At 70.1% G+C, this 23,778-nt stretch carries 27 protein-coding genes; 14 read left to right on the plus strand and 13 right to left on the minus strand.

What is annotated here, in order from left to right:
* Window positions 1–3: 3 nt before the first annotated feature.
* Genes JEK78_RS17040 through JEK78_RS17050 form a run of 3 tightly spaced genes read left to right on the plus strand, consistent with a single transcriptional unit; the run spans window position 4 to window position 3,015 of the window.
* Window positions 4–1,305 (plus strand): radical SAM protein, encoded by a 1,302-nt coding sequence (locus JEK78_RS17040; RefSeq protein WP_200260348.1) that lies wholly within the window; start codon window positions 4–6, stop codon window positions 1,303–1,305.
* Window positions 1,302–2,207: a radical SAM protein gene (locus tag JEK78_RS17045; RefSeq protein WP_200260351.1), complete on the plus strand. Its 906-nt coding sequence runs from the start codon at window positions 1,302–1,304 to the stop codon at window positions 2,205–2,207. Before JEK78_RS17040 ends, JEK78_RS17045 begins: the two co-directional genes overlap by 4 nt.
* Window positions 2,208–2,244: 37 nt before the next feature.
* The gene (locus JEK78_RS17050; protein ID WP_242483116.1) at window positions 2,245–3,015 is read left to right on the plus strand and encodes a cupin-like domain-containing protein; all 771 of its coding nucleotides are present in this window, start codon (window positions 2,245–2,247) and stop codon (window positions 3,013–3,015) included.
* A gap of 59 nt (window positions 3,016–3,074) precedes the next feature.
* Here JEK78_RS17050 and aspS read toward each other — a convergent pair whose 3' ends face one another.
* The 4 genes from aspS to JEK78_RS17070 all read right to left on the minus strand — a co-directional run bounded on the left by aspS (window position 3,075) and on the right by JEK78_RS17070 (window position 6,620).
* A complete protein-coding gene (aspS, locus tag JEK78_RS17055; RefSeq protein ID WP_200260357.1) occupies window positions 3,075–4,385 on the minus strand; it encodes an aspartate--tRNA(Asn) ligase in 1,311 nt (436 codons plus the stop codon).
* Window positions 4,386–4,717: 332 nt separating this feature from the next.
* On the minus strand, window positions 4,718–5,116 hold the full coding sequence (locus JEK78_RS17060; protein WP_200260360.1) for a hypothetical protein: 399 nt from the start codon (window positions 5,114–5,116) through the stop codon (window positions 4,718–4,720).
* Window positions 5,113–5,460, minus strand: coding sequence for a hypothetical protein (locus tag JEK78_RS17065; RefSeq protein ID WP_173262621.1), 348 nt, complete (start codon window positions 5,458–5,460; stop codon window positions 5,113–5,115). The genes JEK78_RS17060 and JEK78_RS17065 overlap by 4 nt, the downstream gene beginning before the upstream one ends.
* The gene (locus JEK78_RS17070; RefSeq protein WP_200260363.1) at window positions 5,457–6,620 is read right to left on the minus strand and encodes a hypothetical protein; all 1,164 of its coding nucleotides are present in this window, start codon (window positions 6,618–6,620) and stop codon (window positions 5,457–5,459) included. Before JEK78_RS17070 ends, JEK78_RS17065 begins: the two co-directional genes overlap by 4 nt.
* Before the next feature lie 102 nt (window positions 6,621–6,722).
* On the opposite strand from JEK78_RS17070, the gene JEK78_RS17075 reads away from it, so the two are divergent.
* On the plus strand, window positions 6,723–7,037 hold the full coding sequence (locus JEK78_RS17075; protein ID WP_242483117.1) for a hypothetical protein: 315 nt from the start codon (window positions 6,723–6,725) through the stop codon (window positions 7,035–7,037).
* 145 nt (window positions 7,038–7,182) lie between these two features.
* On the opposite strand, the gene JEK78_RS17080 is transcribed toward JEK78_RS17075, so the two are convergent.
* The 6 genes from JEK78_RS17080 to JEK78_RS17105 form a co-directional block, all read right to left on the minus strand.
* Window positions 7,183–9,231 carry an AAA family ATPase gene (locus JEK78_RS17080; RefSeq protein ID WP_242483422.1) on the minus strand — a complete coding sequence of 683 codons (2,049 nt, stop codon included), beginning with the start codon at window positions 9,229–9,231 and terminating at the stop codon, window positions 7,183–7,185.
* A gap of 621 nt (window positions 9,232–9,852) precedes the next feature.
* Window positions 9,853–10,275: a hypothetical protein gene (locus tag JEK78_RS17085; protein ID WP_200259772.1), complete on the minus strand. Its 423-nt coding sequence runs from the start codon at window positions 10,273–10,275 to the stop codon at window positions 9,853–9,855.
* Window positions 10,272–11,102 carry an IS5 family transposase gene (locus JEK78_RS17090; protein WP_200259770.1) on the minus strand — a complete coding sequence of 277 codons (831 nt, stop codon included), beginning with the start codon at window positions 11,100–11,102 and terminating at the stop codon, window positions 10,272–10,274. Before JEK78_RS17090 ends, JEK78_RS17085 begins: the two co-directional genes overlap by 4 nt.
* Before the next feature lie 101 nt (window positions 11,103–11,203).
* Window positions 11,204–12,127: a hypothetical protein gene (locus JEK78_RS17095; RefSeq protein WP_200260369.1), complete on the minus strand. Its 924-nt coding sequence runs from the start codon at window positions 12,125–12,127 to the stop codon at window positions 11,204–11,206.
* A gap of 243 nt (window positions 12,128–12,370) precedes the next feature.
* Window positions 12,371–12,733, minus strand: a complete 363-nt coding sequence (locus tag JEK78_RS17100) for a hypothetical protein (RefSeq protein ID WP_200260372.1) — start codon at window positions 12,731–12,733, stop codon at window positions 12,371–12,373.
* The gene (locus tag JEK78_RS17105) at window positions 12,720–14,501 is read right to left on the minus strand and encodes a hypothetical protein (RefSeq protein ID WP_242483118.1); all 1,782 of its coding nucleotides are present in this window, start codon (window positions 14,499–14,501) and stop codon (window positions 12,720–12,722) included. Before JEK78_RS17105 ends, JEK78_RS17100 begins: the two co-directional genes overlap by 14 nt.
* Before the next feature lie 467 nt (window positions 14,502–14,968).
* Between JEK78_RS17105 and JEK78_RS17110 the strand changes: the two genes are divergently transcribed.
* Complete coding sequence (locus JEK78_RS17110; RefSeq protein WP_200260375.1) at window positions 14,969–15,181, plus strand: hypothetical protein; 213 nt, start codon at window positions 14,969–14,971, stop codon at window positions 15,179–15,181.
* Window positions 15,178–15,381, plus strand: a complete 204-nt coding sequence (locus JEK78_RS17115) for a DUF397 domain-containing protein (RefSeq protein ID WP_200260378.1) — start codon at window positions 15,178–15,180, stop codon at window positions 15,379–15,381. The genes JEK78_RS17110 and JEK78_RS17115 overlap by 4 nt, the downstream gene beginning before the upstream one ends.
* Before the next feature lie 69 nt (window positions 15,382–15,450).
* On the opposite strand, the gene JEK78_RS23480 is transcribed toward JEK78_RS17115, so the two are convergent.
* The 3 genes from JEK78_RS23480 to JEK78_RS23695 all read right to left on the minus strand — a co-directional run bounded on the left by JEK78_RS23480 (window position 15,451) and on the right by JEK78_RS23695 (window position 19,238).
* Complete coding sequence (locus JEK78_RS23480; protein WP_242483119.1) at window positions 15,451–15,885, minus strand: hypothetical protein; 435 nt, start codon at window positions 15,883–15,885, stop codon at window positions 15,451–15,453.
* A gap of 13 nt (window positions 15,886–15,898) precedes the next feature.
* Window positions 15,899–17,599 carry a cytochrome c oxidase subunit I gene (ctaD, locus tag JEK78_RS17125; protein WP_242483120.1) on the minus strand — a complete coding sequence of 567 codons (1,701 nt, stop codon included), beginning with the start codon at window positions 17,597–17,599 and terminating at the stop codon, window positions 15,899–15,901.
* 376 nt (window positions 17,600–17,975) lie between these two features.
* The gene (locus JEK78_RS23695) at window positions 17,976–19,238 is read right to left on the minus strand and encodes a globin domain-containing protein (protein WP_200260381.1); all 1,263 of its coding nucleotides are present in this window, start codon (window positions 19,236–19,238) and stop codon (window positions 17,976–17,978) included.
* Window positions 19,239–19,676: 438 nt separating this feature from the next.
* On the opposite strand from JEK78_RS23695, the gene JEK78_RS17135 reads away from it, so the two are divergent.
* The 8 genes from JEK78_RS17135 (at window position 19,677) to JEK78_RS17170 (ending at window position 23,510) form a co-directional block, all read left to right on the plus strand.
* A complete protein-coding gene (locus tag JEK78_RS17135) occupies window positions 19,677–19,883 on the plus strand; it encodes a hypothetical protein (protein ID WP_200260384.1) in 207 nt (68 codons plus the stop codon).
* Window positions 19,884–20,253: 370 nt separating this feature from the next.
* On the plus strand, window positions 20,254–20,436 hold the full coding sequence (locus JEK78_RS17140) for a hypothetical protein (protein ID WP_200260387.1): 183 nt from the start codon (window positions 20,254–20,256) through the stop codon (window positions 20,434–20,436).
* 93 nt (window positions 20,437–20,529) lie between these two features.
* Complete coding sequence (locus JEK78_RS17145; protein WP_200260390.1) at window positions 20,530–20,721, plus strand: hypothetical protein; 192 nt, start codon at window positions 20,530–20,532, stop codon at window positions 20,719–20,721.
* Window positions 20,722–20,868: 147 nt separating this feature from the next.
* The gene (locus JEK78_RS17150) at window positions 20,869–21,039 is read left to right on the plus strand and encodes a hypothetical protein (RefSeq protein WP_200260393.1); all 171 of its coding nucleotides are present in this window, start codon (window positions 20,869–20,871) and stop codon (window positions 21,037–21,039) included.
* 611 nt (window positions 21,040–21,650) lie between these two features.
* A complete protein-coding gene (locus tag JEK78_RS17155; RefSeq protein WP_200260395.1) occupies window positions 21,651–21,830 on the plus strand; it encodes a hypothetical protein in 180 nt (59 codons plus the stop codon).
* Window positions 21,831–21,969: 139 nt separating this feature from the next.
* Window positions 21,970–22,152 carry a hypothetical protein gene (locus JEK78_RS17160; RefSeq protein WP_200260398.1) on the plus strand — a complete coding sequence of 61 codons (183 nt, stop codon included), beginning with the start codon at window positions 21,970–21,972 and terminating at the stop codon, window positions 22,150–22,152.
* A 202-nt stretch (window positions 22,153–22,354) separates the two neighbouring features.
* Entirely contained in the window at window positions 22,355–22,522 is a 168-nt protein-coding gene (locus tag JEK78_RS17165) for a hypothetical protein (protein WP_200260401.1), read from the plus strand.
* Between the two features lie 274 nt (window positions 22,523–22,796).
* Window positions 22,797–23,510, plus strand: a complete 714-nt coding sequence (locus JEK78_RS17170; RefSeq protein ID WP_242483121.1) for a TetR-like C-terminal domain-containing protein — start codon at window positions 22,797–22,799, stop codon at window positions 23,508–23,510.
* The last annotated feature ends 268 nt before the right edge of the window (window positions 23,511–23,778 follow it).

Below are 23,778 nucleotides of genomic sequence, written 5' to 3' on the forward strand. Positions count from 1 at the left end.
ACCATGGCCGTCCCCCGGATGCTGTGGGGGAAGTACTTCCAGTACGAGCGGGACGGGGAAGCGGTTCTCCTCGACCCGGTCACGCTGGACAGTGTGTTCATCGACTCCGGCGAGGTCCACGACCTCGCCGGGGTCCCCCCGACCGCGACCCATGAAGCCCTCGCAGGGCTCGGCTTCACCCCGGACGGCCCCGTGGCCGACCGGCGCGAAGCACTCCATGACCGTCTTCGACTCCTCGGCCTCGACGCCACTCCCGGCCGTGTCAGCGGCCTCCGCGTAGTCCTCACCGACCGCTGCAACATGGCCTGCACCTACTGCTTCGTCGATACGAACACCGGCAAGCCGGACATGACGAAGGAAGAGCTCTCGGAGGGGCTGGAGTTCCTGTTCGAGCAGAACGCCGGGCAGGAAGAGGTGTCCATCCAATGGTTCGGCGGCGAGCCGACCATCCGCTTCGACCTCATGCGCTACGGCGACCAACTCGCCGACACCCTCGCCGACCGCTACGACGTGGCGCGGGTGCGGCGTACGGTCGTCACCAACGGCGCCCGTCTGACCGACGAGGCCCTCGACCACTTCGTCGCCTACGAGTACGGGGTCGGCATCTCCATCGACGGCCCCCCGGGCGTCAACTCCGCGAACAGGCTGCTGCTCGGCGGGCAGCCCGCGGACGACCGGATTCGCCGCAACGTCGCGCGGTTCGTCGAGGCTGAAGGGCTGCACGTGGGCTGTAACCTCACCCCGACATCCGCCAACATCGGGCGCCTCGCAGAAACCGTCCGGTGGATCATCGATGACCTTGGGCTGAAGTTCATCTACGTCAACACGCCCATCCCGACCGGGGGCCGGTGGCGGGTCAAGGGCGCGGACCTGGCCCGGGAACTATACGAGGCCCGGCTGGCCGCCCTGGGACGGGGCGGGATGCTGTTCTCGGTCCTCGACCGGGCCTTCCAGGCCCTCGACACGCGGCGGCCGATGCTGTTCGACCACATGCAGGGCGACCGCAGCCTGAACGCCGCCCTGCTGCGTGGCAACCGGGTAAGCCTGTGCGACATCAACTTCACCGAGCCGTCGTTCCTGCACACCCTCGACGAGCTGCGGGCCGATTCCGGCCTCCTGGCCGGCGTGGCGAAGAACGTCGCACCGATCCCCGAGTGCGGGAACTGCCCGGCGCTGGCCATATGCGGTGGGCCGTCCCGCAACGAACAGGCCCTCATCGGCGGTGGCACCCCGGACCCTGAGATGTGCGCCTTCTACAGGAGCACCGTGGACATCGCGGTGTGGGACAACACGGGGGTGCAATGAGCACCCCAGTCCGCACGGCCCTGGTGTCCACCGCCGGACACTGCAAGGTGGCCTGTGGGTTCTGCTTCCGGGCCGACCGTGCGCATGGCTTCCTCGACACCGCCACCTACACCCGCACCCTGTCCCGGCTGAAGGAGACGGGTGTGGAGGGGGTGTGCCTGACCGGAGGGGAGCCGACTCACCATCCCGAACTCAGGCAACTCGTCCGGCTCGCTCTACAGTTCGGCATGGCGGTATCGATGGTGACCTCGGCTCGCACCGTAGCCGAGGTGACCGCCCTCTCCCGGGTGGCGCACCTGCTGACCAACGTCACCGTCTCCGCCGACTCACAGGGCGCGATGCTGATGGGGCGCACCACACGGACAGCGGCCTCGGCGATCGAAACACTGCGCGTGATCAGCACCGACACGAAGATCCTGCACGTCACCTGCTGGGGCCTGAAAGACGGTGAGTGCAGGGAGATGGCCGACCTCGTGGCCGAGGCAGAGGTGGAGGTCCAGTTCAGCCCCGTCGTCCTCGACGAGCGCAGTCTGCGCCGAGACGGCAAATCGGTGCAGGACTATCTGGTGCAGCAGCGTCTCGACGCTGACGTGCTGGGCCGCTACTTCGAACTGTCCGACCGGTACCGGGCCTACTTGGGCGAGCTGCGGGATCTGCAACTGCCGACGACCGGGGGTGAGCGGTGGTCGTGCCGCTCGGCGACCGCTTACGTGTCCGCTGACGGTCACATACGGCGGTGTCCGTACGGGCGGGCTTCGGTCAGCGTCCACGCGCCCCGGGCCGCGATCAGACGGTTCCTGATCGAACCGGCGCAGGACCGCGTGACCCCGGACTGCGCTGCCATCTGCCGTTCCTCCGCCGCGTCCGACGACGCGAGTGCCTCATGCACCGCGCTGGCGTGAGGACGGCCCGACGTACACGACTCCTATGGACCGCGCTATGACGATCACGACACCCGACGACTTCACCCACCGATGGCGACAGCCTCCGAACTTCCCGATAGAGGTCGCCTTCGACTACCTGTTCCTGCCGACCGTTGACATTCTGGACCACGTCCGCAAGGACGAGGAGGTCCGGTTCACCATCCTCGGAGACGACGACTGGCAGGTGCGTATGGACCGCACCGCCGCCTTCCGCACCGCGCCGATCGAGGAGATCGTCACCTGGCCGTTTCGGCTGGTGCACTTCAACCTCAGCCGCTTCTACGACGACGTCCTGGACAGTTTCCAGGACGAGGTCATGGTCCCCTGGCGCACCCACCTGTCCGCTCGCGGCTTCACCTGGCAGCGCTTGGCGCCGATCCTGTTCCTGTCCACCGAGGGCGCGTCCTCGACGTATCACAACGACAACTCACACGGCCTGGTCTGGCAGGTCCATGGCACCAAGACGTTCCACAGCTACCTCGACCCCGACAAGCATCTGTCGGCAGACGCGGCGGTCATCGGCGAGACCACCGGGGAGGAGCCGCCCGAGCACGACGCGGCCGAGCGCCAGTCAGTGGCCATGCACCCCGGCGACCAGCTGTGGAGCCATGCCCTGACGCCACACTGGGTCACCACCGAGTCAGCGCTCGCCATGAGCGTCACCCTCTCCCACGGCGGTCTCTGTCACCAGGGCCGCTACTCCGAGCGGGAGCTGGCGCTGCGGGCCTACTGGGACAAGAACCCCGCAGAGGCATGGACGCATGACCTCCGCAACGTCCGCTACTGAGACCGCGCCCCACGACACGAGGCACCTGGCCCGTGTCGTGGGGCGCAGCCAGCGAGAGGCTACGGCGTGAGCCGGTTCGGGCCGCGGAAGAGGAAGCTGGCCTCGCGGATCGACTCCAGGCCGAGCAACACCATCAGTACTCGTCCGAGACCCATGCCCAGACCGCCGTGCGGCGGGCACCCGTACCGGAACGCGTTCAGGTAGTCCTGCATCGGCTCAGGGCTCATGCCCTTCTCGGCAGCCTGCTTCAGCAGCACGTCATACCGGTGCTCGCGCTGCGCGCCGGTGGTGACCTCCAGCCCCTTCCAGAGGAGGTCGAAGCTCAGGGTCACACTCGGGTTGTCGGCCGGCCGCATGTGATAAAAGGGCCGGATGCTCACGGGGTAGTGCGTGATGAACACGAACTCGTGACCAGTGGCCTGCTGGATGTGAGCACTGATGCTCCGCTCGCCCTCCGGGTCCAGGTCTTCCTTGATCCCTTCCGGGTCCCAACCGCCCTTGCGTAGGATCTCCTGCGCCTCGGCCATGGTGATACGGGGGAAGGGCGTCGTGGGAACGGTGATCTCCACACCGAACTGCTCTCGAATGGCCTCGCCGTGGGCATCGGCGACCTTGGCGATCGCGTGGGCGAGCATCCGCTCCTCGAAGGCCATGACGTCCTCGACGTCGTCGATCCAGGCCAGCTCGACGTCGACACCGGTGAACTCGGTGGCGTGCCGGGAGGTGAACGAGGGCTCGGCGCGGAAGACCGGGCCGATCTCGAAGACCTTGTCGATCCCACCCGAGATGGCCATCTGCTTGTAGAACTGCGGCGACTGCGCCAGGTAGGCACTGCGGCCGAAATAGCCGAGCTCGAAGACTTCGGCGCCGGACTCGGAGGCGGTGCCCATGAGCTTGGGGGTGTGCATCTCCGTGGCACCCTGCGCGTAGGCGTACTCACGCATTCCCTGCTCCAGGGTGGTCTGCACAGCGAACATCATCTGGGCGGCTGGCCGCTTGCGCACATCGAGGAAGCGCCAGTCGAGGCGCTGCTCCAGCCCTGTCTGCTCGTCGATCGGCAGCGGGGTCTCGGCCCGGTTCAAGACCTCGATCGACTCCGGGACCATTTCCAGGCCGCCGAGTTTCACCTGGGCAGCGTCCACGATCCGGCCGGTGATCTTGACGGCGGACTCAGGAGTGAGGGCTTCGAGCTGGGCCTCCAGCGGCCCGTCGTCACGCTTGTGGGTCACCTGTACCAGGCCGGTGCTGTCCCGCACGATGACGAACTGCATCTTGCGCTGTAGGCGGAGGGTGTTTACCCATCCGCGGACGGTAACGGTACGGCCGACGTGTTCTCGCAGGTCGGAGACGTGTACGCGGCTTTGGATCATTGCGGTCCTCCGAAGGACGTCGTCATGATCCCTTGGGAGTGCGGGCGAGAAGGGCAACTCGCGGTGCCACCGCACTTTCGCCGCCACAGAGTGGCAGCCTCGTTCGGGCCCGGTGACGGGGGCCGGCCGGCGGGGCATTGGGCCAACAGGCGGGGGCCGTTCCTCCCCGCGCTCGGGAGGGTCTTCACCAGGGGGCGCGAGACCGCCTTCCCAGCTACCGGCGGCTCTCTCGGCTCGCGTGATCCCTGGCTACTTGTCTCCGTCAACGCGTTGACCGGAAGGATACGGTTACCCCGAGTGCGTACGCAATCAAGGAAGAGTCAGCGAGTGTCTCAATCCATATGACCCGGCGGGGAGGGCACCCTGTCCTCGTAGCCGTCGATGTATTCGTCGCCGTTCAGGTGCGCCGCGATCTTCCCGATACCCCGCTCGCACCGGTACCGCGTCGCCCTGCCCGTCACTCCTTGCAACGCGCCCGCCTCGTCGTCTGGCAGGTCCGCGCCGTAGCGGAGGACAAGGGCCTGGCGTTCGGCGGGGGTGAGCGGGGCGGTCGCCCAGCCTCGCCGGATGTCGGCGAGGTGGGCGAACAGAATGCCCGCGGCCTTCGGGTCGACGGTGCCCTTCGGCATGTCGGCGTCGGGCGCTGTCGGGTTGCGGATGCCGTACGCCGCTTCCTGGTCCCACACCGCCGGGAGGAGGTGCTCGACGAGTCGCCGGTCGTAGGCCGTCACAGGCCACTCCTCTCCGCCTTGTGCCGGGCGGCCTCGTAGGAGACGTGTGCGGTGCGGTGCTTCGCCTCCGTCAGCCAGCGGTCCCGTAGGCGCTGGGACAGCCAGCGGTGCAGAAGGCCGGCTCCCGCGTCGGCGAGGATCTGCCGTACGTAGGCAGCCCGCTCGGCCACGGTGATCACGGCCTCCTGGTAGGCGTCCTCGTATTCCAGCGTCAGCCCGTAGTCTCGGGCGAAGGCGCGGGCGACTGCCTGTACGACGCTCTCGACCTGCGGTTCGGCGAGAACGGACCAGTCGGCCGCCGCGACGGCTTCGGACGCGTCGAAGTCGGCGAGACGCAGACTCATCGGACCACCTCCTTCACCGGCACTTCGCCGTTCTTCGTCACGGCGACCACCAGGCCCGGCGCCCCGGTCGTGCCCTTCGCGTGCTGCCACCACGTCGATTCGCTCTCCATGGCCGGGGGCTGGATGAACGTGCGCGGGCCGTCCGTGTCCACGAACTCGTGGTGCAGATGACCGGCGAGCAGTACATCGGCCTGGTGCAGTGCGCTCGCCTTGTTGAACGCCTGGCCCTTCCACCACTCGAAGTGCTTGCCCGGCCGCCACTGGTGCCCGTGCCCGTGCGCGTGCGCCACCACGGTCCCCGAGCAGTCCACGACGACGGTCAGCTCGTCGGTGTTCGGGACGAAGCACTCGACGTGCTCGAACAACTCAGGGTTGAGCTCCAGTGCGTCGCGTACGGAGATCAGGGCCTCCGTGTCGTGGGAGTCGTCGTATCGGGTCACGCCCTTGCCAGTGATCCGTACGGCCTCGCCGTGGTTGCCCGGCACGGCGGCGATCGTCAGCCGTCGCGCGAGCGGAGCGAAGGTCAGAGCGCCGTGCAGCATCACGCGACGGGTCAGCCGGATCTGCTCGGTGAGCGTCAGCGACGTACGCCAGACGTTCGAGCCGCCCTGCGACTGGAAGCCCTCTACGTGATCGCCGAGCCAGGCCAGGTGAACGTGCCCGATGGGGAAGCGCTCGCGGTAGACCTCCAGTAGGTCAGCAGCCTTGTTGAGGCATTCGATCGTGCGTCGCAGCGTGCCGGCCGGGCCGTCGCCGTCGAGCTTCCCGAACTGCATGTCGCCCAGGGCGATGACGTACGTGTGATCGCCCTGGGGAAGACCGGCAGCGGGCCAGCGCGGCTCGTACGCCTCGACGGCCGCCAGGAGCTCGCCGAGGTCGGGGCGGTCCGGCTCGGTGGTGACCATGGCGCGGGTGAAGGTGAAGCGGGTGGAGACACCGAGCTCGCCGTTCGGCATCGTCCACTCGGAGCTGCGGAAGCCCTTGACCTCCCAGTTGCCCGGGTCGAGGCCGTGGGCGCGTAGGACGGTGGCCGCAGTGCCTTTCGGGTCCATCTCGGCGGGGCCGCGCACGGTGACCTCGGCGGCGTCGCCGGTCACCTCGATCTGCCGGGTGAAGTCCTTGTCGGGGTCGGTCTGACGGGCCGGTATGGACGGGCCCACGGGCTTGGAGAGGAAGGGAGTCGCTCAAGCGCTGTCGCTCGCTTCCTGGCGCAGCCGGCGCCGGTACGTACGGATGGTGGAGGCCGACACGCGGTGTCCGAAGTGGCCGAGAATCCAGACGAGGTCTTCGGCCGCTGTGTCCTGGAGGAGGTGCCGCTCGAACGCCTCGCGCTCGCGGTCGTCGAGCGCCTCCCAGATCGCGAGGGAGTCGAGTACCAGAAGCTCGCGGTTGTCGGCGCGAGCGACGGCATCCTCCCGCGTACCGCTGTCGTCGAGAAGTACAAGACGACCGACTCCAAGCGGTACGAACGCGAACTCAAGAAGAGCCGCAACCAGCTGTTCGTCGCCACTACCCGAGCCCGCGACGCGCTGCGCATCTCCTGGCACGGCAAACCCAGCCCGTTCCTACCTGTGTAGGCGCGGCGCTACTACGCCACGGTCGAGCCGGCCCCTATGGTCCTGCCCACCGGATCCGTCGCCCGCCCGAGCCCCGGAGGCGCATGGCGCACTCCCACTGTGCGGACCGATGGGACGGGCGCGCGGTGCTGTCGGTCCGGTGGTGTCAGGCGGACCGGACGACGATGGAACAGAGGCGCTTGGTGGCTCGGGTCAGGGCCACGTAGAGGTCTCGTTCCCCGCCGGGGCGCGCCGCCGTGATGCCCTCGGGGTCCACGACGACGACCCCGTCGAATTCGAGCCCGCGGGCCTCCGTGGTGGGCACGACGCGGGCATGCCGAGCCACGCCCCGCCGGACCAGCTCGCCGACCCGGGAATCCGTGCAGACCACCCCCAGCAGTTCCCCCGGGTGGGCCGTGCTCTGGGCGACGAGTTCCCGCAGGACGGCGGTGGCGACGCCGTCCGGAGGCGCGGTCACCGTTCGGGGGCTCTCGCCCCTGCGCGGCGATCGGGTGGGCCTCTGCTCCGGGTCGATCCGCGCGAGCAGGCCCCGGACACCGTCCAGGACCTCCTGGGTGGTGCGGTAACTGACGGTCAGCTCGTGTAGTGCGAAACCGGTTCCGACGTGGGGAGTCAGCGCCCCCTTCCAGTCGTGTTCCGTCGCGGACGGGCCCGCCTGGGCGAAGTCTCCCACCACTGTCATGCCCTTCGCCGGGCAGCGACGCACGATCATGCGCCACTGCATGGCGGTGAGTTCCTGGGCCTCGTCGACGACGACATGCCCGTACGTCCGTCGAGGGGGGCCTTCGACCAGGTGCGCCGCCTCGTCCAACAAGGGCGCGTCGGCATCGGTCCAGGGGGCCTCCGGAGCGCGCAGCAGAAGGGAGCGCTCCCGCTCGTTCAGGTGGGGGAGACGCTCGGCGAGGGTGCCGGAGTCCGTGAGCAGGGCCGTCACCAGGTCAGTCGAGGTCAGCCGGGGCCACAGTTCCTCGACGGCTCGGTCGACGCCGGGGTCTTCGAGGAGATCGGCACGGATGGCGTCCACGTCCACTTCATGGGCAGGCCCCTGGGCGGGCGCACCCTCGACACGGTGCTGGGCGACTTGGGTGAACTGGTCGAGGTCCATTCCCGTCATTCGCTCCACGTCGGCCTCGATCTGTTCCAGTGTGTCTTCCAAGTCCTCTCGTACGGCGTCGGTGACGGCGTCGACGAGAAGTTCCTTGAACACCTCCCGGGCGGGGTTGTGTCCCGCCACGGCCGCCAGCGCGGCGTCACGGGCCGCGGCGACTTCCTCGTGGGGCAGGTGGACCGGCTCGCGCCCCACCCTCACGACGAAGTCGCCGGTGCGGGCCTGGCGATCTCGCAGCAGGGCGGCCAATGCCTCGGCCAGGTCGAGGCCTCCCTTGACGCGTGCCGCGTCGAACGGGTCCCCGCCGGCCGTGGGTACCCCGGCCAGCTCCCCGCAGGTGGCGAGGTCGACATCGTTCTCCCCGAGGGAGGGGAGGACCTGCGAGATGTAGTCGAGGAAGCGGGCGTTCGGGCCTACCACCAGGAGTCCCTCCGCGGCGACGCCCGGAAACGCGTACAGGACGTAGGCGGCCCGGTGCAGGGCGACCACCGTCTTGCCCGTGCCCGGCCCGCCCTGGACGACGGTCACTCCGCGATGGGGGGACCGGACGATCTCGTCCTGCTGGGTCTGCAACGTCGCCACCGCACTGTGCATTTTGCCCGTCCGTCGTGCCGACAGGGCCTCGACCAGGGGTCCGTCCCCCACGACGTCCTCGTCGGTCGGGGCGGACCCGTCCAGCAGTTCGTCGCTGACCGAGACGACCGCCCGTTCCCGGAGGCGCAGGTGGCGACGCCTGCGCAGCTCCATGGGGTGGACCGGGGTCGCCTCGTAGAAGGGGCGCGACGCGGGGGCACGCCAGTCGACGAGCAACGGTACGTCGTCCTTGTCCCGTTGCAGGCCGATCCGCCCGATGCGCAGGGTCAGGCCGTCGGTCCGGTCGATCCGTCCGAAGATCAGGCCCTGTTCCGCCCCCTCCAGTCGGCCGATCTCCTTGGTGAGCCGCTCGGCGGCGTTCTCTCGCTCGTGGGTCTCGCCGGGGCTTTCCGCCCGGGCCTTCAGCAAGCTCGCCCGGTCCGTGCGCGCCTGGGACAACCGCGTGGTGAGCAACTCGTACACGTCGGACACGTGCCGCTGCTCCGACGCCATCGCCCGCTCCGCGCGATCATCGTCCGTGTTCGGCAAAGACATGCCCTTCCTTCGGTGGTGGGCGTGGGGTGTCCGGCGGCGCGGCGGAAAAACGTCTCCTCGCGGCTCTCGGCGCGGGGACGGATGGAGCGCCGCCGAGCACGCTCGACCGGGTTCGGTGCGAGCGGCGCGTTATTGTCATCCCGGGCCGTGATTGTGTCAAGAGGCCGACCGCGTATCCAAGTTGATGATCATGCGGTGTGGCGACCCTCGGGGCGAGGCGGGATTCGTCGTGCCGCTGTCGACCACGTCCGGCGCCCGGCGGCCTCGGTCCGCGTCGACGGGCTCGCGGCGGCGCCTTCAGGTCGTCACCTCGCCAGGTGTCCGGTTCACCTGCCTTCGAAGTCTCGTCCGGACCGCGTTGTCCGACGCCCTCCTGGCGACCCTTGGGCGTTCGGCACTCCTTGTGTGGACGTGTCATCAGCGCGGAAGGTCGGCACACTTGGCGGGCGGCATCGCCGGGCCGTCTCCGATGCCACCCCGACACCGGCGTCGCGTACTCAGAGTGCGGAACGTGAGCTCTTGTCCGTTTCGTGATTGAGGGTTGGGGAAGGACCGCTGGTCGTGGGTTCGGGGTGGCCTTCAGGTCTCGGGGCGGGTGAACAAGCCGGGTTCAGGTTCGACGAGGATGCCGCGGCTGACCAGGCGTTTCAGTTTGGAGCGGATGCCTTCGGTGTTCTTCGGGAGGGTCGGCAGGTCGAGGGCCTGGCAGAGGTCGCGGGCGCGCATCGGTCGGCCCTCGTCGGCCAGGGCGGTGAGGATCTGCTGGTAGGCGGGGTGGTCCGGGATGTCGGGGCGGTCCGGCTCAGTGGCGGGTGTGGGCAGTGGGAGAGCGAGGAGGGTCTTGCGGGTGATGCGCAGGTTCTCGCTCTCCGCGTCGATCTCGCCGAGCCGCACTCTGAGCTCCTCGATGCGGTCCCGGAACTGCCCGGCCTGGTCGGCTAGTTCACGCTCGCGGGTTTCGATGTGTTCCAGGATGGCTTTGACCTGTGGGTTCTCGCTCACGTGGTCCTCCAGGAAGCGAGGGTGGCTCCGGTGAGTCGGCGGCTCATCACGGAGGTCATCGCCCAGAAGACGCGGGATCGGGAGGAGGCGGGCCGGTGTTCGTAGTCGCGTACGAGACGGCGGTAGAACATCAGGATCCCGTTCGTCTGCTCCACGATCCACCGCTTGGCCTGCACGACGAAGCCCTTGCCGGCCGGGTTGCGCTCGACGATCTCGACGTCGATGCCCACGTTCTTGCCGTGATCGACGACCTTCTTCTTGAAGCCCTGGTCGACCAGGGCTTTGGCCACGGTGTCGCACTGCCCGGCGACACCGTCCAGCAGGGCGATGCCGGCGGTGTTCTCGTGCGCGGAGGCGGGCAGGACGACGCAGTCCACGACCAGGCCCAGTACGTCCACGGCCAGGCATCTCTTCCTCCCCGGCACCCTTTTCGCGGCGTCCTTGCCGGTCGTCGTGGCCGGGACGCCGACTGCGGCGTGGATGCTCTGCGTGTCCAGGATCACCAGGCTCGGGTCGGCTAATCGTTTCCGCTTCTCTCGCAGATGCCAGCGCAGCAGGTCGTGAATGTCCTGGTCGGTGCCCTCGTCGCGCCAGAGGTAGAAGTAGTACTTCACCGCTCCGGGCGGGGGCATGTCGTGGGGCAGGAACTCCCACTGACACCCCGTGCGATTCTGGTAGAGGATGGCGTTCACGATCTCCCGCATCGCGTACTTCCCCTGATGCCCGCTGACCGACGGATGCCGGGCCTTCCACGCCGTGATCACGGGTTCGACGAGCTCCCACTGCTCATCGGTGAGATCACTCGGGTACGGCTTGCGCATGCTCATGCCACAACCCAAGCGAACCCCGAACGCCTGACCGGCAACGATGCCCCAACGTCACACCATCGAGCGATGACAAGACCGACAGAACGCCACATACCGCACTCTCAGAACCGCGGGGCGGTGATCGAGCAGGTGTGGTCGGGTGGGCAGAACCACGCGCGGGCGATGTCCAGCCGTTTCCGGGTCCCTTGGTCCCCCTCGCTCTCCGGTCCGTAGGAGACGATCGCGTAGACCTCTCCGTCCTCTGCCGTGAAACGCTGGTCGAGGACACGCAGTCCGTTCAGGAGGCCCCCCTCCCGCGAAGCGGAGTCGGTTCGGTAGTCCAGTCGCAGGTCGTCGGCCCCGGATTCGCCCGCGAACACCGCACCGCCGATCTGTTCGAAGCCCGCCGGTTGCGTATCCTCGTCGGACAACAGCAGGTCGAAGGAGTCCTTCGGGGTGGGCTCCGCGACCGTGAAGATCTGGAGTCGACGTTCGCCCCCGGTCTCTTCGTAGGTGACCAAGGGAATACCGAACTGCGACTCCTCGGCGCTGCGGGACCAGTCCCGAGGAACGGCGATGCGGAAGCCGGCCTCGTCCACCACCTCCCGATAGTCGTAGGGGAGGGTCGGGACCGGGGTCTCCGTGGGCTGGGCCGAGGGTGTGCCGACCGGAGCACCGGGTTGGCGTGTGGTGCCACCCGGTGTCGGCTGGGACGGGTCGGCCGACGGCTCCTCGCCGCCGTACGGGATCGGAGGGCGCGCGCTCTCCTCCTCGGAGCCGAGAAGACTGGTCACCACCAGCCCCAGAACCACGCCACCCACCACGAGGCCGGCCACCGGAACCCACGGCCTCCGCCCTCGCGGGCTCTCGCCTGACAAGGAGCCGCGAAGGGTCCGGAGCAGGGCGCTCCCCCCTTGCCTCGCCTTGCCGAGGCGGTCCCCGAGGTGGCTGGGGGAGGACTCTTCGGCCGTCTCGGCGGGGTGTGTCCTGGGACGGGACTCCCAGCGCTGGGAGTCCGCGTTCCACCGCGTGCGGTTCGCGCTCACCCGGGGCCCTCCCCGTGGACAGGAGACGCCTGAGAGACGCTGCCGACTCCCCGTCGGACCGCCCGTCTCCGGACCGTGCCCGTGCTCGCCCGGTGTCGGGACGGGGTGTCGTCCCGCCCCGGCGTGGCACACTCGGAGGCCGGCGGGACGTCGAGGTTCGACCCCGTCACCAGAGGAGAGTCCCGGTTCCCGCGGTGCTGTGGCCGCGATGAGCACACGTCGGTCGATCGCATCTTCGCCCCCTCACCCTCCGATGACGGCCGTCAGCGCACTGGACAGGGCCCCTGCCGACGTGAACAGCTCCACCAGCCTCTGTGATCCGGTGAGCGACTGCCGCAGTGTCCTGAGACGGGACGGGTCCACGTGTCCGGTGCGGGTGAGTTCCCTCTCCGTCTCGGACAACTCCGCCTCCAACGCCTGATGGCCATCGCCGCTCAGGCGTGCCAGGTCGGCGCGCAGGGCCCGCACGGACGAGAGCAGCTCCGCCATCAGTGGGTCGGGTGCGGCCTGCGGGGCCTGGTGGCTCTCGGCGTGAGCGCCTTGGCCGACGGCCACCGCGCTCTGTGTGACATTGCCGATCGACACGGGACGCTCAGGTGTGGTCATGGGTGTCTGTCCCCTTCTGCTGTCGGTCACCACCGCCGATGGTCGACGCCGAGGCGCCGCCCCCGACGGCGACGGAACTGCCGCCGTCCACATTGCCGATGTGCACGGCTCCCTGGCTGATGTTCACGATCTTCTGGACGAACTCGCCCGTCTGGTAGCCGGCATCGGAGAGGGCGAGCCGAACGCCGTTGGCGATACGATCCTGAACGCCCTTGAGGTACCGGGAGGAGTCCATGTCCTGGAACAGGGACAAGGTGTCCGCGCCGGCGAGCTCACGAACGGAGACGGCGGGCCCCTCGGCCAGCGCCACCTCGTAGCCGCCGGTCCACTTCCGCCAGATGTCGAGGAACGCACGCCACAGTACGGCGACCGAGTCGAAGGGCGAGCAGGGGACTCGACCCAGTGCCCACGCCGCCCTGCCCACCCTGCCGTTGTTGCGGAAGCGATGGGCCAGACGGTCCGCCTCCCTGAAGTCCGCCCGCACCGGCGCCAGTACGTGGGGGGCGATCTCCAGCATGAGCATGCGCCCCTGGGTGTGGATACGGACGAACACGGTGACGACCAGCTCCTCCTCCCATCCACCCACGCGGACGCGCAGGAAGTGGCGCCGCCTCTCGGCGCCCTCCTCGACGGCCTGGGCCCTGTGCTCCTCGAAGTCCTCGGGCCCGTAGGGCGCGTCCCGACGGTCTTCGAGACCCTCGGCCGGCAGGAAGACGCACTCGTCGATCTCCAGGGTGCGCAGGCGGTCTCGCACCGGATGGCTCGCCGCCTCGGCAGGCAGACGCAGCGCCTCCAGCATCGGCCTGACCCTCTCCAGAACCGCGCGATTGCTGATCGGTTGTCGCGGCTTGGAGGGATCGGGGCGCAACTCGACGGCCAACACCCAGGTGTCGAGTGCCCGACCGGCCCCACAGAACGGGTTCGACTCGTTGTACATGATGAGCGGGGAGTGCTGTTCGGCGCGGATGAGCGTCCGGCGCTCTCCGGCCTTCTTCCCGCCGGACAGCTCGGCGGGATCCGTCTGAAGCTGGGCGAAGTGGTCGGGCGACAACTCGGCGGCCATGACTCGGGCGAACTGGCTTCGCTGCCACGCCAGGAGCGCCGCGACGCCGGCGAAGAGCGCGAGCAGCACCCAGCTCTGCAGCTCGCCGACGAGCGCCAGGTCGGAGAGCAAGTCCGGATCGAGCGCGGGGGAGTCGGACTCGACACGGAAACCGGTGGAGGGGGAGGGCGACGCCGGAGCGGAGGAAGAGTCCGACTCCGGACGCAGGACGCCGGTGACGCCGAGGGCGATGCCCACCATCGTGAGGCCGAGCAACAGGCGCCCGGACCAGCGCAGCACCGCGGAAACGGCGCCCCTCCAGCCCGCGGGGTCCCGGGCGGAGCCGCGAACGAGCTTCGCGAGCCAGAGGGGGAAGCCGGCGAAGAGAAGCACCGTCGTCCCGGGAGAGGCGAACAGGGAAGCGAGGAACCAGAGCCCCAGGATCCGCCTCGACCAGGATGTCTCCGCCCGTCGCGCCCTCAGCGCGTGGGCGTGTACGCGCGCGGCGTCGATACCGAGGGAAGGGGCGACCACCCGCTGCGCGTTGAGGTCCAGCTCGTCCAGGACGCGGTCGCGGAAGGAGGTGTCGAGGTAGTTCCCCGCGCACAGGAAGCGTGTCGCCTCGCTCGCGGACGGTGGGGTCCGGGGCGCGGGGTCGGCGGAGGGCGCTCCCTTGTGTCCGCCTGGGGGGACCGACGCTTGTTGTGGCAGGTGATCAGTGCGCAAACCATCCCCTGAAGGTGTGACATTTCACCCATTGGGCGGGTCCGAGTAGATGCACAGCGTAGAGGGGGAGCGTGCTCGACGATAGGGGTCGGGTTCATCCAGAACGGAAGAGATCGTCTTTGGATCGAAAATTCACACTATGGACAACCTCTGATCGTACCGGCCTACTTGGCGCCTCCCGCGTCTCGCCCGCACCCCCTGTACGCGGTCCGCGGTTCCTGCGGGAGCGCGGTGCGGCGCGGGTTGCGAGGGTGGTGCCGTTCCGGTTCCGGACGCGACCCTCGCCGGAGTTCGCGGGTCGAGCGATCGTGGGTGTCGCGTGGCTCGGAGGCGGCCCGCCCGACAGATCCGGGTTGTGCGCGGACGTGGGGGCTTGTACGGGCGTGGCGCGTGACCGGGTCCCGGGGCGTCGCGTCGCCCCGGAGTCGGTGTGTGGCGCCGCGGGAGGAGCCGCGGGATGGACGACGATGTTCAGCGACGAGGACGAGACGGGGGCGGGCGTTCTGGCCCAGTTGGGCGGCCAGTTGACGTTGTCTCGGAATCGGCCGGGCCGGGATCGGGGCGGCCGGGATCGGGCGGGGTTCGGTTCGCCGGCCGGGTACTCGGCCTCCACGATCGCGCAGGCGCACCCCCCGACGGAATCGCAGGCGTTGATCGGCACGTTGTCGGGAGAGGTATGAGCGGGTACAGGCATGGGGCGGAGGCCACTGGGCCGGCCTGGTTGACGGACACGGACAGCGCCGGCGACGGCGGCCAGTGCGTGGAGGCGGCGGCCGGGAGGGGCGCCGCGCACGTCCGGGACTCGAAGGACACGGAACGTCCCGCGCTGACCGTGGACTCGGCGGCCTGGGCCTCGTTCGTGCGCTTCGCGGTGGACTGACGGGGGCGGCTCGCTCCGGTGACGGGTGCTCGACGCGGGCCGCCGGTGGAGAGCGGCCCGCGTCGCCCCTCAGCGGGCCAGCGCCGAGGTGGTCAACAGGGCGGTGCAGGCCGTGGCGGCGATGAGTCCCGTGGCGGTCCACCGGGCCAACGCCCCGGCGCCCCGCGCGGGGGCGGGGCGCCGGGCCGGTGTGCCGAGGAGCGCCGCCCAGTAGTGCGCCTCCTCCCTCGCCGCCCGGCGGCGGAGGAACGCCGCCCGCAGCAGCAGGCCGGCACAGGCGAGACCGGAGAGGGCGGGGACCGCCACGAGGGCCGGCCCGACCGCCCCGGCGAGGAGGAGTACGGCGAGGGCCGGGGCCGTGCCCCAGCCGGTCAGGCAGGCCAGGGCCGCCACGCGGCGGGCCGGTGGCCGGTCGGCGCCCGCTCGGACGTCGGCGAGAGCGGGCACGTACCAGACGCAGCCCGAGGCGAACAGCACCGCCAGGGTGAGGACGATCGGGAACACGGCGTCGCTCCTCTCAGTGGCCGGCGGTCTGCTGAGCCCGCTCCAGCGCGGTGATCTCGGGGTGGTGCAGGTCGAACGCCGGGGCCTCGGAGCGGATCCTCGGCAGCCGTTCGAAGTTGTGCCGAGGCGGCGGGCAGGAGGTCGCCCACTCCAGCGAGCGGCCGTAGCCCCACGGATCGTCGGTGTCGACCGGCTTGCCGTACCGGGCCGTCTTCCAGACGTTGTAGAAGAACGGCAGGAAGGACAGGCCCAGGAGGAACGACCCGATGGAGGACAGGGTGTTCAGCGCGGTGAAGCCGTCCGCGGCGAGGTAGTCCGCGTACCGACGGGGCATGCCTTCCACGCCGAGCCAGTGCTGGACCAGGAAGGTCATGTGGAAGCCGATGGTCAGCGTCCAGAAGGTGATCTTGCCGAGTCGCTCGTCGAGGAGCTTGCCGGTGAACTTCGGCCACCAGAAGTGGAAGCCGGCGAACATCGCGTACACCACCGTCCCGAAGAGCGTGTAGTGGAAGTGGGCCACGACGAAGTACGAGTCGGAGGTGTGGAAGTCCAGGGGCGGGGAGGCCAGGATCACGCCGGTCAGGCCGCCGAAGAGGAAGGTGACGAGGAAGCCGGTCGCCCACAGCATCGGCGTCTCGAAGGACAGTGAGCCCTTCCACATGGTGCCGATCCAGTTGAAGAACTTCACGCCCGTCGGCACCGCGATGAGGAAGGTCATGAACGAGAAGAAGGGGAGCAACACCCCGCCCGTGACGTACATGTGGTGCGCCCAGACGGTCACCGAGAGGCCGGCGATGGCGATGGTCGCCCCGATCAGCCCCATGTAGCCGAACATCGGCTTCCGGGAGAAGACCGGGATGACCTCGGAGACTATCCCGAAGAAGGGCAACGCCAGGACGTACACCTCGGGATGCCCGAAGAACCAGAACAGGTGCTGCCAGAGCAGTGCGCCGCCGTTGGCCGCGTCGAAGACGTGCGAGCCGAACCTGCGGTCCATCTCCAGGGCGAAGAGCGCCGCCGCCAGCACCGGGAACACCATCAGGATCAGCACACCGGTGAGCAGCACGTTCCAGGTGAAGATCGGCATCCGGAACATCGTCATGCCGGGCGCGCGCATGCAGATGATCGTGGTGATGAAGTTGACCGCGCCGAGGATCGAACCGAAGCCGGACAGTGCGACACCCATGATCCACAGGTCCGCGCCGAGACCCGGGGAGTGCACCTCGTCCGACAACGGCACGTACAGGAACCAGCCGAAGGAGGCCGCGCCACCCGGGGTCAGGAACCCGCCGGCCGCGATCAGCGAGCCGAACAGGAAGAGCCAGAAGGCCAGCATGTTCAGGCGAGGGAACGCCACGTCGGGGGTGCCGATCTGGAGCGGCATGATCCAGTTGGCGAAGCCGGTGAAGAGCGGCATCGCGAACAGCAGCAGCATGATCGAGCCGTGCATGGTGAACGCCTGGTTGAACTGTTCGTTCGAGACGATCTGCGTTCCCGGCCGGGCCAGTTCCGCCCGCATCACCAAGGCGAGCACGCCCCCGATCGCGAAGAAGACCAGCGACGCCACGAGGTACATCGTGCCGATCTTCTTGTGGTCGGTCGTGGTCAGCCACTCCACCCAGTTCGGTCGCCCGCGATACGCGCCGGTCGTCGCCGGTGCTCGTGTTCCGGTGGCGACCCCATGTCGGGTGCCTGTCTCTTCTGCCGTGCCCACCGGACGGAAACCTCCAGAGATCGATTGCTGCCGCCACATGATCAGCGGCGGGGGGAGGGGGTCGAACAGGGTCCAACGGCCCCGCCGGACGGGACCCGCGACCCCCGAACACCGGGACGACCAGCCACGACGTCGGGCACACGGGGACGGACACGTGGACACGGGCCGTGCGCGTGAGCGGTGGACTTCGGGTCGAGATGCCGTCGCGGCGGTGTGAGCCTCGGGGTGGTGTGGCAGGGGACCGGTCGCCGTGCCGGCGACCGCGCGTGCCGAGACCCGCGTCACGCCCGGGCTCGCCCCGCCGTGAGGGGCCGACGGGCGGCCGTGCCGGGCCCGCGCCGCCCGGAGCCTCCCGGGTCCGGCACCTCCGGGTGGGTCAGGTCCGGGACGGGGAAGGGGGATCGCGCCGCACGAGGTGAGCGGGGAGCCCCCCTTCGACCAGGGCGCGGACCGCGGAGTCGACCATGGGAGGAGGGCCGCAGACGAACGCCGTCCGCTCCATCGGGCCGGCGATCGGGGGCGCGGTGCCCGGCGGAGTCAAGGAGACCCGCAGCCACGGACACCGCGCCTCCAACCACTCCAGCCCCTGCGGGTCGTACAGGTCCGCGCGGGACCGTACGTCGGCCAGGACCAGGTGCGCGCCCCGGCCCCGGGGGCGTCGATCCGCCAGATCCCGCAACAGCGCCTTGGCGGTGGCCCAGCCGGTGCCCGACGCCACGATCAGCACGTCCCGGGCCGTCAGGTCGGCGTCGTCCAGCGTCATCGCGCCACGTGCCGGACCCAGCCGGAGCGTGTCCCCCACACCGGTACGCGCCGCCAGCGCCTCGCTGACCCCACCGGGGCCGGTCACCCGCACGTGGAACTCCAGTTCGCCGTCGGGGCGGGGGGCGCCCGCGACGACGTACGGCCGCCACGCCTGGGGCAGCAGTGGCGACTGCAGGCTGGCGTACTGACCCGCCCGGTAGGTGTACGGTTCCCCCGGGCGGACCCGCAGGACGCCTACGGCGGCCCCGTTGCCTGCGCGCGTGATCCGATGGTCGATCACTTCCGCGTTCCAGTAGGCGGGTTCGCCCGTCGCCGCCTCGGCGCCGCTCACCATCGCGGCCACGCAGCAGCGGAGCATCCGCAACCAGGCGTCCTCCAACTCGCGCGTCCACGCGGCTTCCGCACTGCGGCGCAACCCCTCCGCGAGGGCCTCCTCGAACACCGCCAGGTGCGCCGGGCGGATGCCCAGCCGTCGGTGCTCTCGACCGAGTGCCGCACCGTGCTCGGCTATCAGTTCCGGACGGTGCAGGTTCTCGACGAGGTGGCAAAACGCCTTTTCCAGATGGGCCCGTTGGAAGAGCATGGAGTCGGGGAACAGCGCCCGCAGATAGGGGTGGCGCTCGAACATCGCGTCGTAGAGATGGGCGATGAGTCGGTCCAGGGGGAGGACCAGAGGGAGGTCTCGTGTGATGACCCGCTGGTCGTGGACGCTGTCGTGCCGGCCGTCCCGGTAGGGGTCGACCATCTCCGCCCCCGCGCTTCGCGGCCCGGGCCGACCACCCGGCGTCCTGGAGGAGGACGTGGACAGGAGACTCTGGCGAAGTCGCATGGCCTCCTGACGAGCGAGCAGGGTGTGGTAATCGGAGGCGCTCATGCCCGTCGCCTCCTGCCGGTGGTGGCGGCGCGGAGCGATCCCGGGCGCGCCGGAACCGGTGTGGGGGAGTGGTCCCCGAGGGGCGCCGAGGTGGGGGGCGCGGTCAGCGGGGCGTGGGGGGAGACGGTGAGGTGCACGAGGGCCTTCCTGTCCCGGGAGAGGGCTTGACGGCCCGAAGTGTCGCACCCGACCCACGTGCCCCAAAGGCCCCGGTCGACAGGGCCGTTCGGCCCTCCGGACGCGCGCGGAGCGCATGGTGTCGCGGTGCGACGGGGGGATGTGGGACGTGCCCGGCCCGGCGTCCCCGGTGCGCCGGTTCCTCCGACTGGGGGGCGCGGCGTGGTCTGCGGCGGCAGCCTGCCGGTGGATCCCGCCGGGTGCCGGTGACGGGACGCTGGTATCGGACAGGTACAGCCGACAGAAGGTGGGAGAGCCGTCATGGAGGACTTTGGTCTTGAGGACCGCGTCGACGTCCTGGACGAACTGGACGAGCTCGACGACTCGGGCGCCCTGGACGAAGAGGAGTCGGGGCACTTCCGCGCGAGCAACGGGCCGGTCTCCTCCGTTGCCGGTCTCGCGGTCGGGGTCGGGATCCTTGTCGCGGTGACCGCGGGCGCCCACGTCGGCGCCCAGGCGGTGGGGTGACCGGTAGGTATCCCGGGCCGCGGCGGATCACGTCCGCCGCGGTCTTCCGGCGGCCGGTGTGGATTCTCCGTCTCGACTGGGCACGGGTGGCAATGGTTCCTCGGTGTCGTTCGGATGCGCGCGGGTGTGGTGGGGAGCGGTTGCCGCTCCTGTGCCCGGGCGCGCCGGCGATTCTCTCCCTTGACCTCGGCTTGGTCCGGCGTCGGCGTGCCGTGCTTCTCGTCGTACCGCTGGTGGGTCCCCCGTTGGGGGGACATGAGCACGGTCGGTCCGAGGGGCGTCCGGGGGAGGCCGCGGGAGCTGCGGTCGCGGGACTCTGGAGGAACTCGGCCGATGAGCGGCGACGAGTGAGTGGACGAGAGGGAGCGCCATGAACGAGATGGACCTGAGGAGTGACACCCGCCTTTCGGCAGAGCTGCGTGAGGACGATCGCGGCTCCTCGGTGGCGGTGACCGGGCCGATCTCCGCCACTCCCGGCTTCGCGGCCGGAGTCGGCATATTCGCCGCGGTCACTCTCGCCGCGGCCGGCGTGGCGGTGCACGTGGCGGGCTGACCCGGTTCGCCGGGAACGCGCCCCGCGCGTGCGGTCCGAGAGCGTGGGCGTGGACCCCGCCACGCCGACTGAGATCGTGAGACGGAGGAAGAGATGAACAGTACGCGCCATGGGTTTCCCGGTGGTGTCCGCTCCGAGCTGTGTGAGGACGACCCGGGGACGCGCCGATTGCGACCTCCCCCTGTGGCACTGCTCCACGTGACCGCCGTCGTGGGTGGCGTCGGCCTCGCGACCGTGGCGGCGGCGGGCGCGATCGCCGTGCACGCCGTTGCCAACGGGGCCTGACCAGACCGTCGAGGGTCGGGTCCCCCAACCGGAGGGTGTGGCTGCCTGCGCGGCGGCGTCCGTCCGGTGGACGGACTCGGCGAGGGGCTCGGCGGACGCTGGGAAGCGTAGGTCGACCGGATCACGAGAGAAGTGAGAGTGAAGATCATGGACAGGATCGTTCTGAAGGTTTCCGACGACGCTCGCTCCGAGCTGCGTGAGGACGACCGCGGCACGCGTCGCGACGGCCCCAAGCTCGTCGCCTCGTGCCCGAGTGTCGCGCTGGGGATCGGCGTCGTGGTCACGGCAGCCGTCGTCGTGGAAGCCTTCGTGGGCTGAGTCGGGGGAGACCGGCGGAGGCGGCCGACGCGCCAAGACCTCTGTCCCGTGGTGGATCTGGGCGAAAGCGGGGTGCGTGGGCCGTTCGCTGACTTCGGGTCGCCGGGCGATCGTGGTGGCGTGCCCGGCATGGGCGATCGATCGGCGGGGGCGGGGGCGTCGTCGTGAGTTGGGGTCTGGAAGAAGCCCGAGGGGGGAACTGGGTATTGCTGGTCCGGGTGGGCCGGCCACGGACGACGCCCGTGACCGCCGAGAGGGTCGGTGCGTGAACGCGGCGTGGATCGGCGTGCGGGCGGTGGCCGTCGGCTACCGGCTGGTTCCCCCGTCCGGAGGATCGCGTGTGGGCACGTCGGCGCGAGCGCCACCGGGCGGGCGGGGACGCCGCCTCGAACCCCTGGGCGCGGATCGATGGCCGATCCGGCTCCCCGAGCCACGCGAGGGACCGACGGTCTCGCCGTGCGGGCGGCGATCGGGGTGCGGCGGGTCCTCCGATCAGGGGAGGCGATGCCATCCACGCAAGGCGTCCCTCCGGTGGATCGCTCCGGTGAGGGACTCGGCAGAGGCTTGGAGCAGTACGTGATGAGTCCGCGAGAGAGATGAGTGTGAGGGCCATGGACAAGATCGGCCTCAAGAGTGTCGACGGCACCCGTGTCGAACTGCGTGAAGACGACCGCGGCATACGCGGCACCGGTTCGAAGCCCGTCACCGCCACCCCCGCGGGTCTGGCGGTGGGTGTGTGTGTCCTGGTCACGGTGGGGGCTCTCGTGGCCACCGTCGCCGTCAACGGCTGAAGCCGTGCCGGTTCGTGGCGACCGCCCGCGGCTGGGCCGCCGGGCGGTCGTCGGCCGCGGGGGCGCATGGCGTGCGGTGTCGCCGACGCGTGGGCGACATCCGTCGTCCGCCTCAACGGAGAAGCAGGGAGAATGAGTCGTGGACGAGATCGACGTGAAGGTCGAGGACGGTGTCCGAGCCGAACTGCGTGAGGACGATCCCGGCACGGTCGGCGGGGATTCCGGGCCGGTCACCGCGACGTGGGGGACGGCGTTCGCCGCCCTCGGCATCGGTGCCGTGGTCGCCGGGGGAGCCTTCGCGGTGATGGAGGCGATGGGCTGACGGCCCACCCACCGCCGCCCGTCCTGGGTGTCCGAGGGCGCCGGGTGAGCCTACCGGGGGTGGATGGGGATGTCCCCCATGAGGAGGGGGCGACGACGTCCTCTCGCGTCGTCCGGTCGGTGGACGGCCCCCGTGCACGCTTCGGCGGAGTCTGGGGCGACACGGGTGACGACGAGACCACGAGAGAGACGAGAGGGCAGCCATGCCGGAGCACGTTCTCAGGAATTCCGACACTCTGGACAGCGAGTTGGACGAGGAGGCCCGAGGCATGTTCCGTGCCACCGCGCATCCCGTCCTCACCGGCACCTCGGCGGCCGTGGTGACGGTCATCGCGATCAGCGTCGTCGTCGCGGGCGCCGTCGCCGGCTGAGGCGTTCGGCGGTCGGCGTCGCGCACGGGCGCTCCCCACCGCGGAGCGCGACCAGGCTGTACGGTGCGCGCCACGTCCGGGAGCCGATGAGGACTGCGTCGCCGTGGATCGTGACGGGAGTCCCTCCGGTGGAGTCCGGCCGTCCCCCGTTCGCTCGGTGGAGCGGGCGGAAGTCGTCGACCTCATGACGCGATGGGCCGGACGGCGCCCGGACGTCGTGGGTCTGCTGCCGGCGGGTTCCTGTGCGCGCGGTACGGTGCGGGCGGACTCCGACATGGGCGTGGTCCTGCTCACGCGGGACCCCCGACGCTGCCGAGCGCCGGTACACGGGGCCGTCGGGCCCGGGGGTGGAGGTGGGGGTCGCTTCGCCGGCCTGGGCGTGGACGGACCCCGTCGATCGCGGCACGCGAGAGGTCGTGACCGACGGTGTCCGGGTGCCTCACGACCCGGCGGGCATCCTCGCCGCTCTCCTGGAATCCCGCTGAAGCGGGACACGGCCAGGGCCGTCACCCGGGAGCCACGCGGCTCAACCCCTCCCACGCGCGATAGAGATCCCCGGGGTCGCGGTGCGCCGCCAGGACGTGGTCGTACGAGCGGCTGCCGACCACCAGAAACCGCGCTTCCGGACGCCGGCGACATCGAGGTCGACCTGGAGAGCGTCCTGCGCGCCACGGTCGAGGAGTTCGGCGATCCGGCCTTCGACCGGCTTCTCAGAGGGGCCAGTGTCGAAGTCGCGCCCAGTGACGCCGGGTTGGCGGCCGAGTATCGGGAGAGGCTGTCCCGCCCCATGGAGGAGGTGAAGAAGGAGCGGTTGCGCGGCGCGCGGGCGGAGGGTCGGTTGCTCCCCGACGCCGATCTCGACCTGATCCTCGACATGCTCTACGCCCCGATCTTCCGGCGGTGGCTGCACCGCAGCGGCCCGTTGGACGCCGCTTTCGCCGACTCCCTGGTCGACGCCACGCTCCGGGCCTTCGGCCCCCCGCCGTGAGCCGGGCTCTCCCCGGCCGCCACGAGCCCCCTCCTCGCCGCACCCGGACGGGACCTCCCCCGCCCCTTCCGGGTGCGCCTCCGACCCACCCTCCCCGGGTCCCTCGCGGTGTCGCGCGGGACCGAGGAAGGGTGAGGTTCGGCGGAGGTGACGGGCGAAGAACCGCAGGGAACTGTCCAGTTCGTGCGCCGGCACGTCAGCGTGGGCGCCCGCGTTGGCGTGCGGCGTCTTCTCGGCCGAGCACGCGAACGAGGTCGCGAGGGGTGTG

Source organism: Streptomyces sp. HSG2, from assembly GCF_016598575.1.
Taxonomy (GTDB): Bacteria; Actinomycetota; Actinomycetes; order Streptomycetales; family Streptomycetaceae; genus Streptomyces.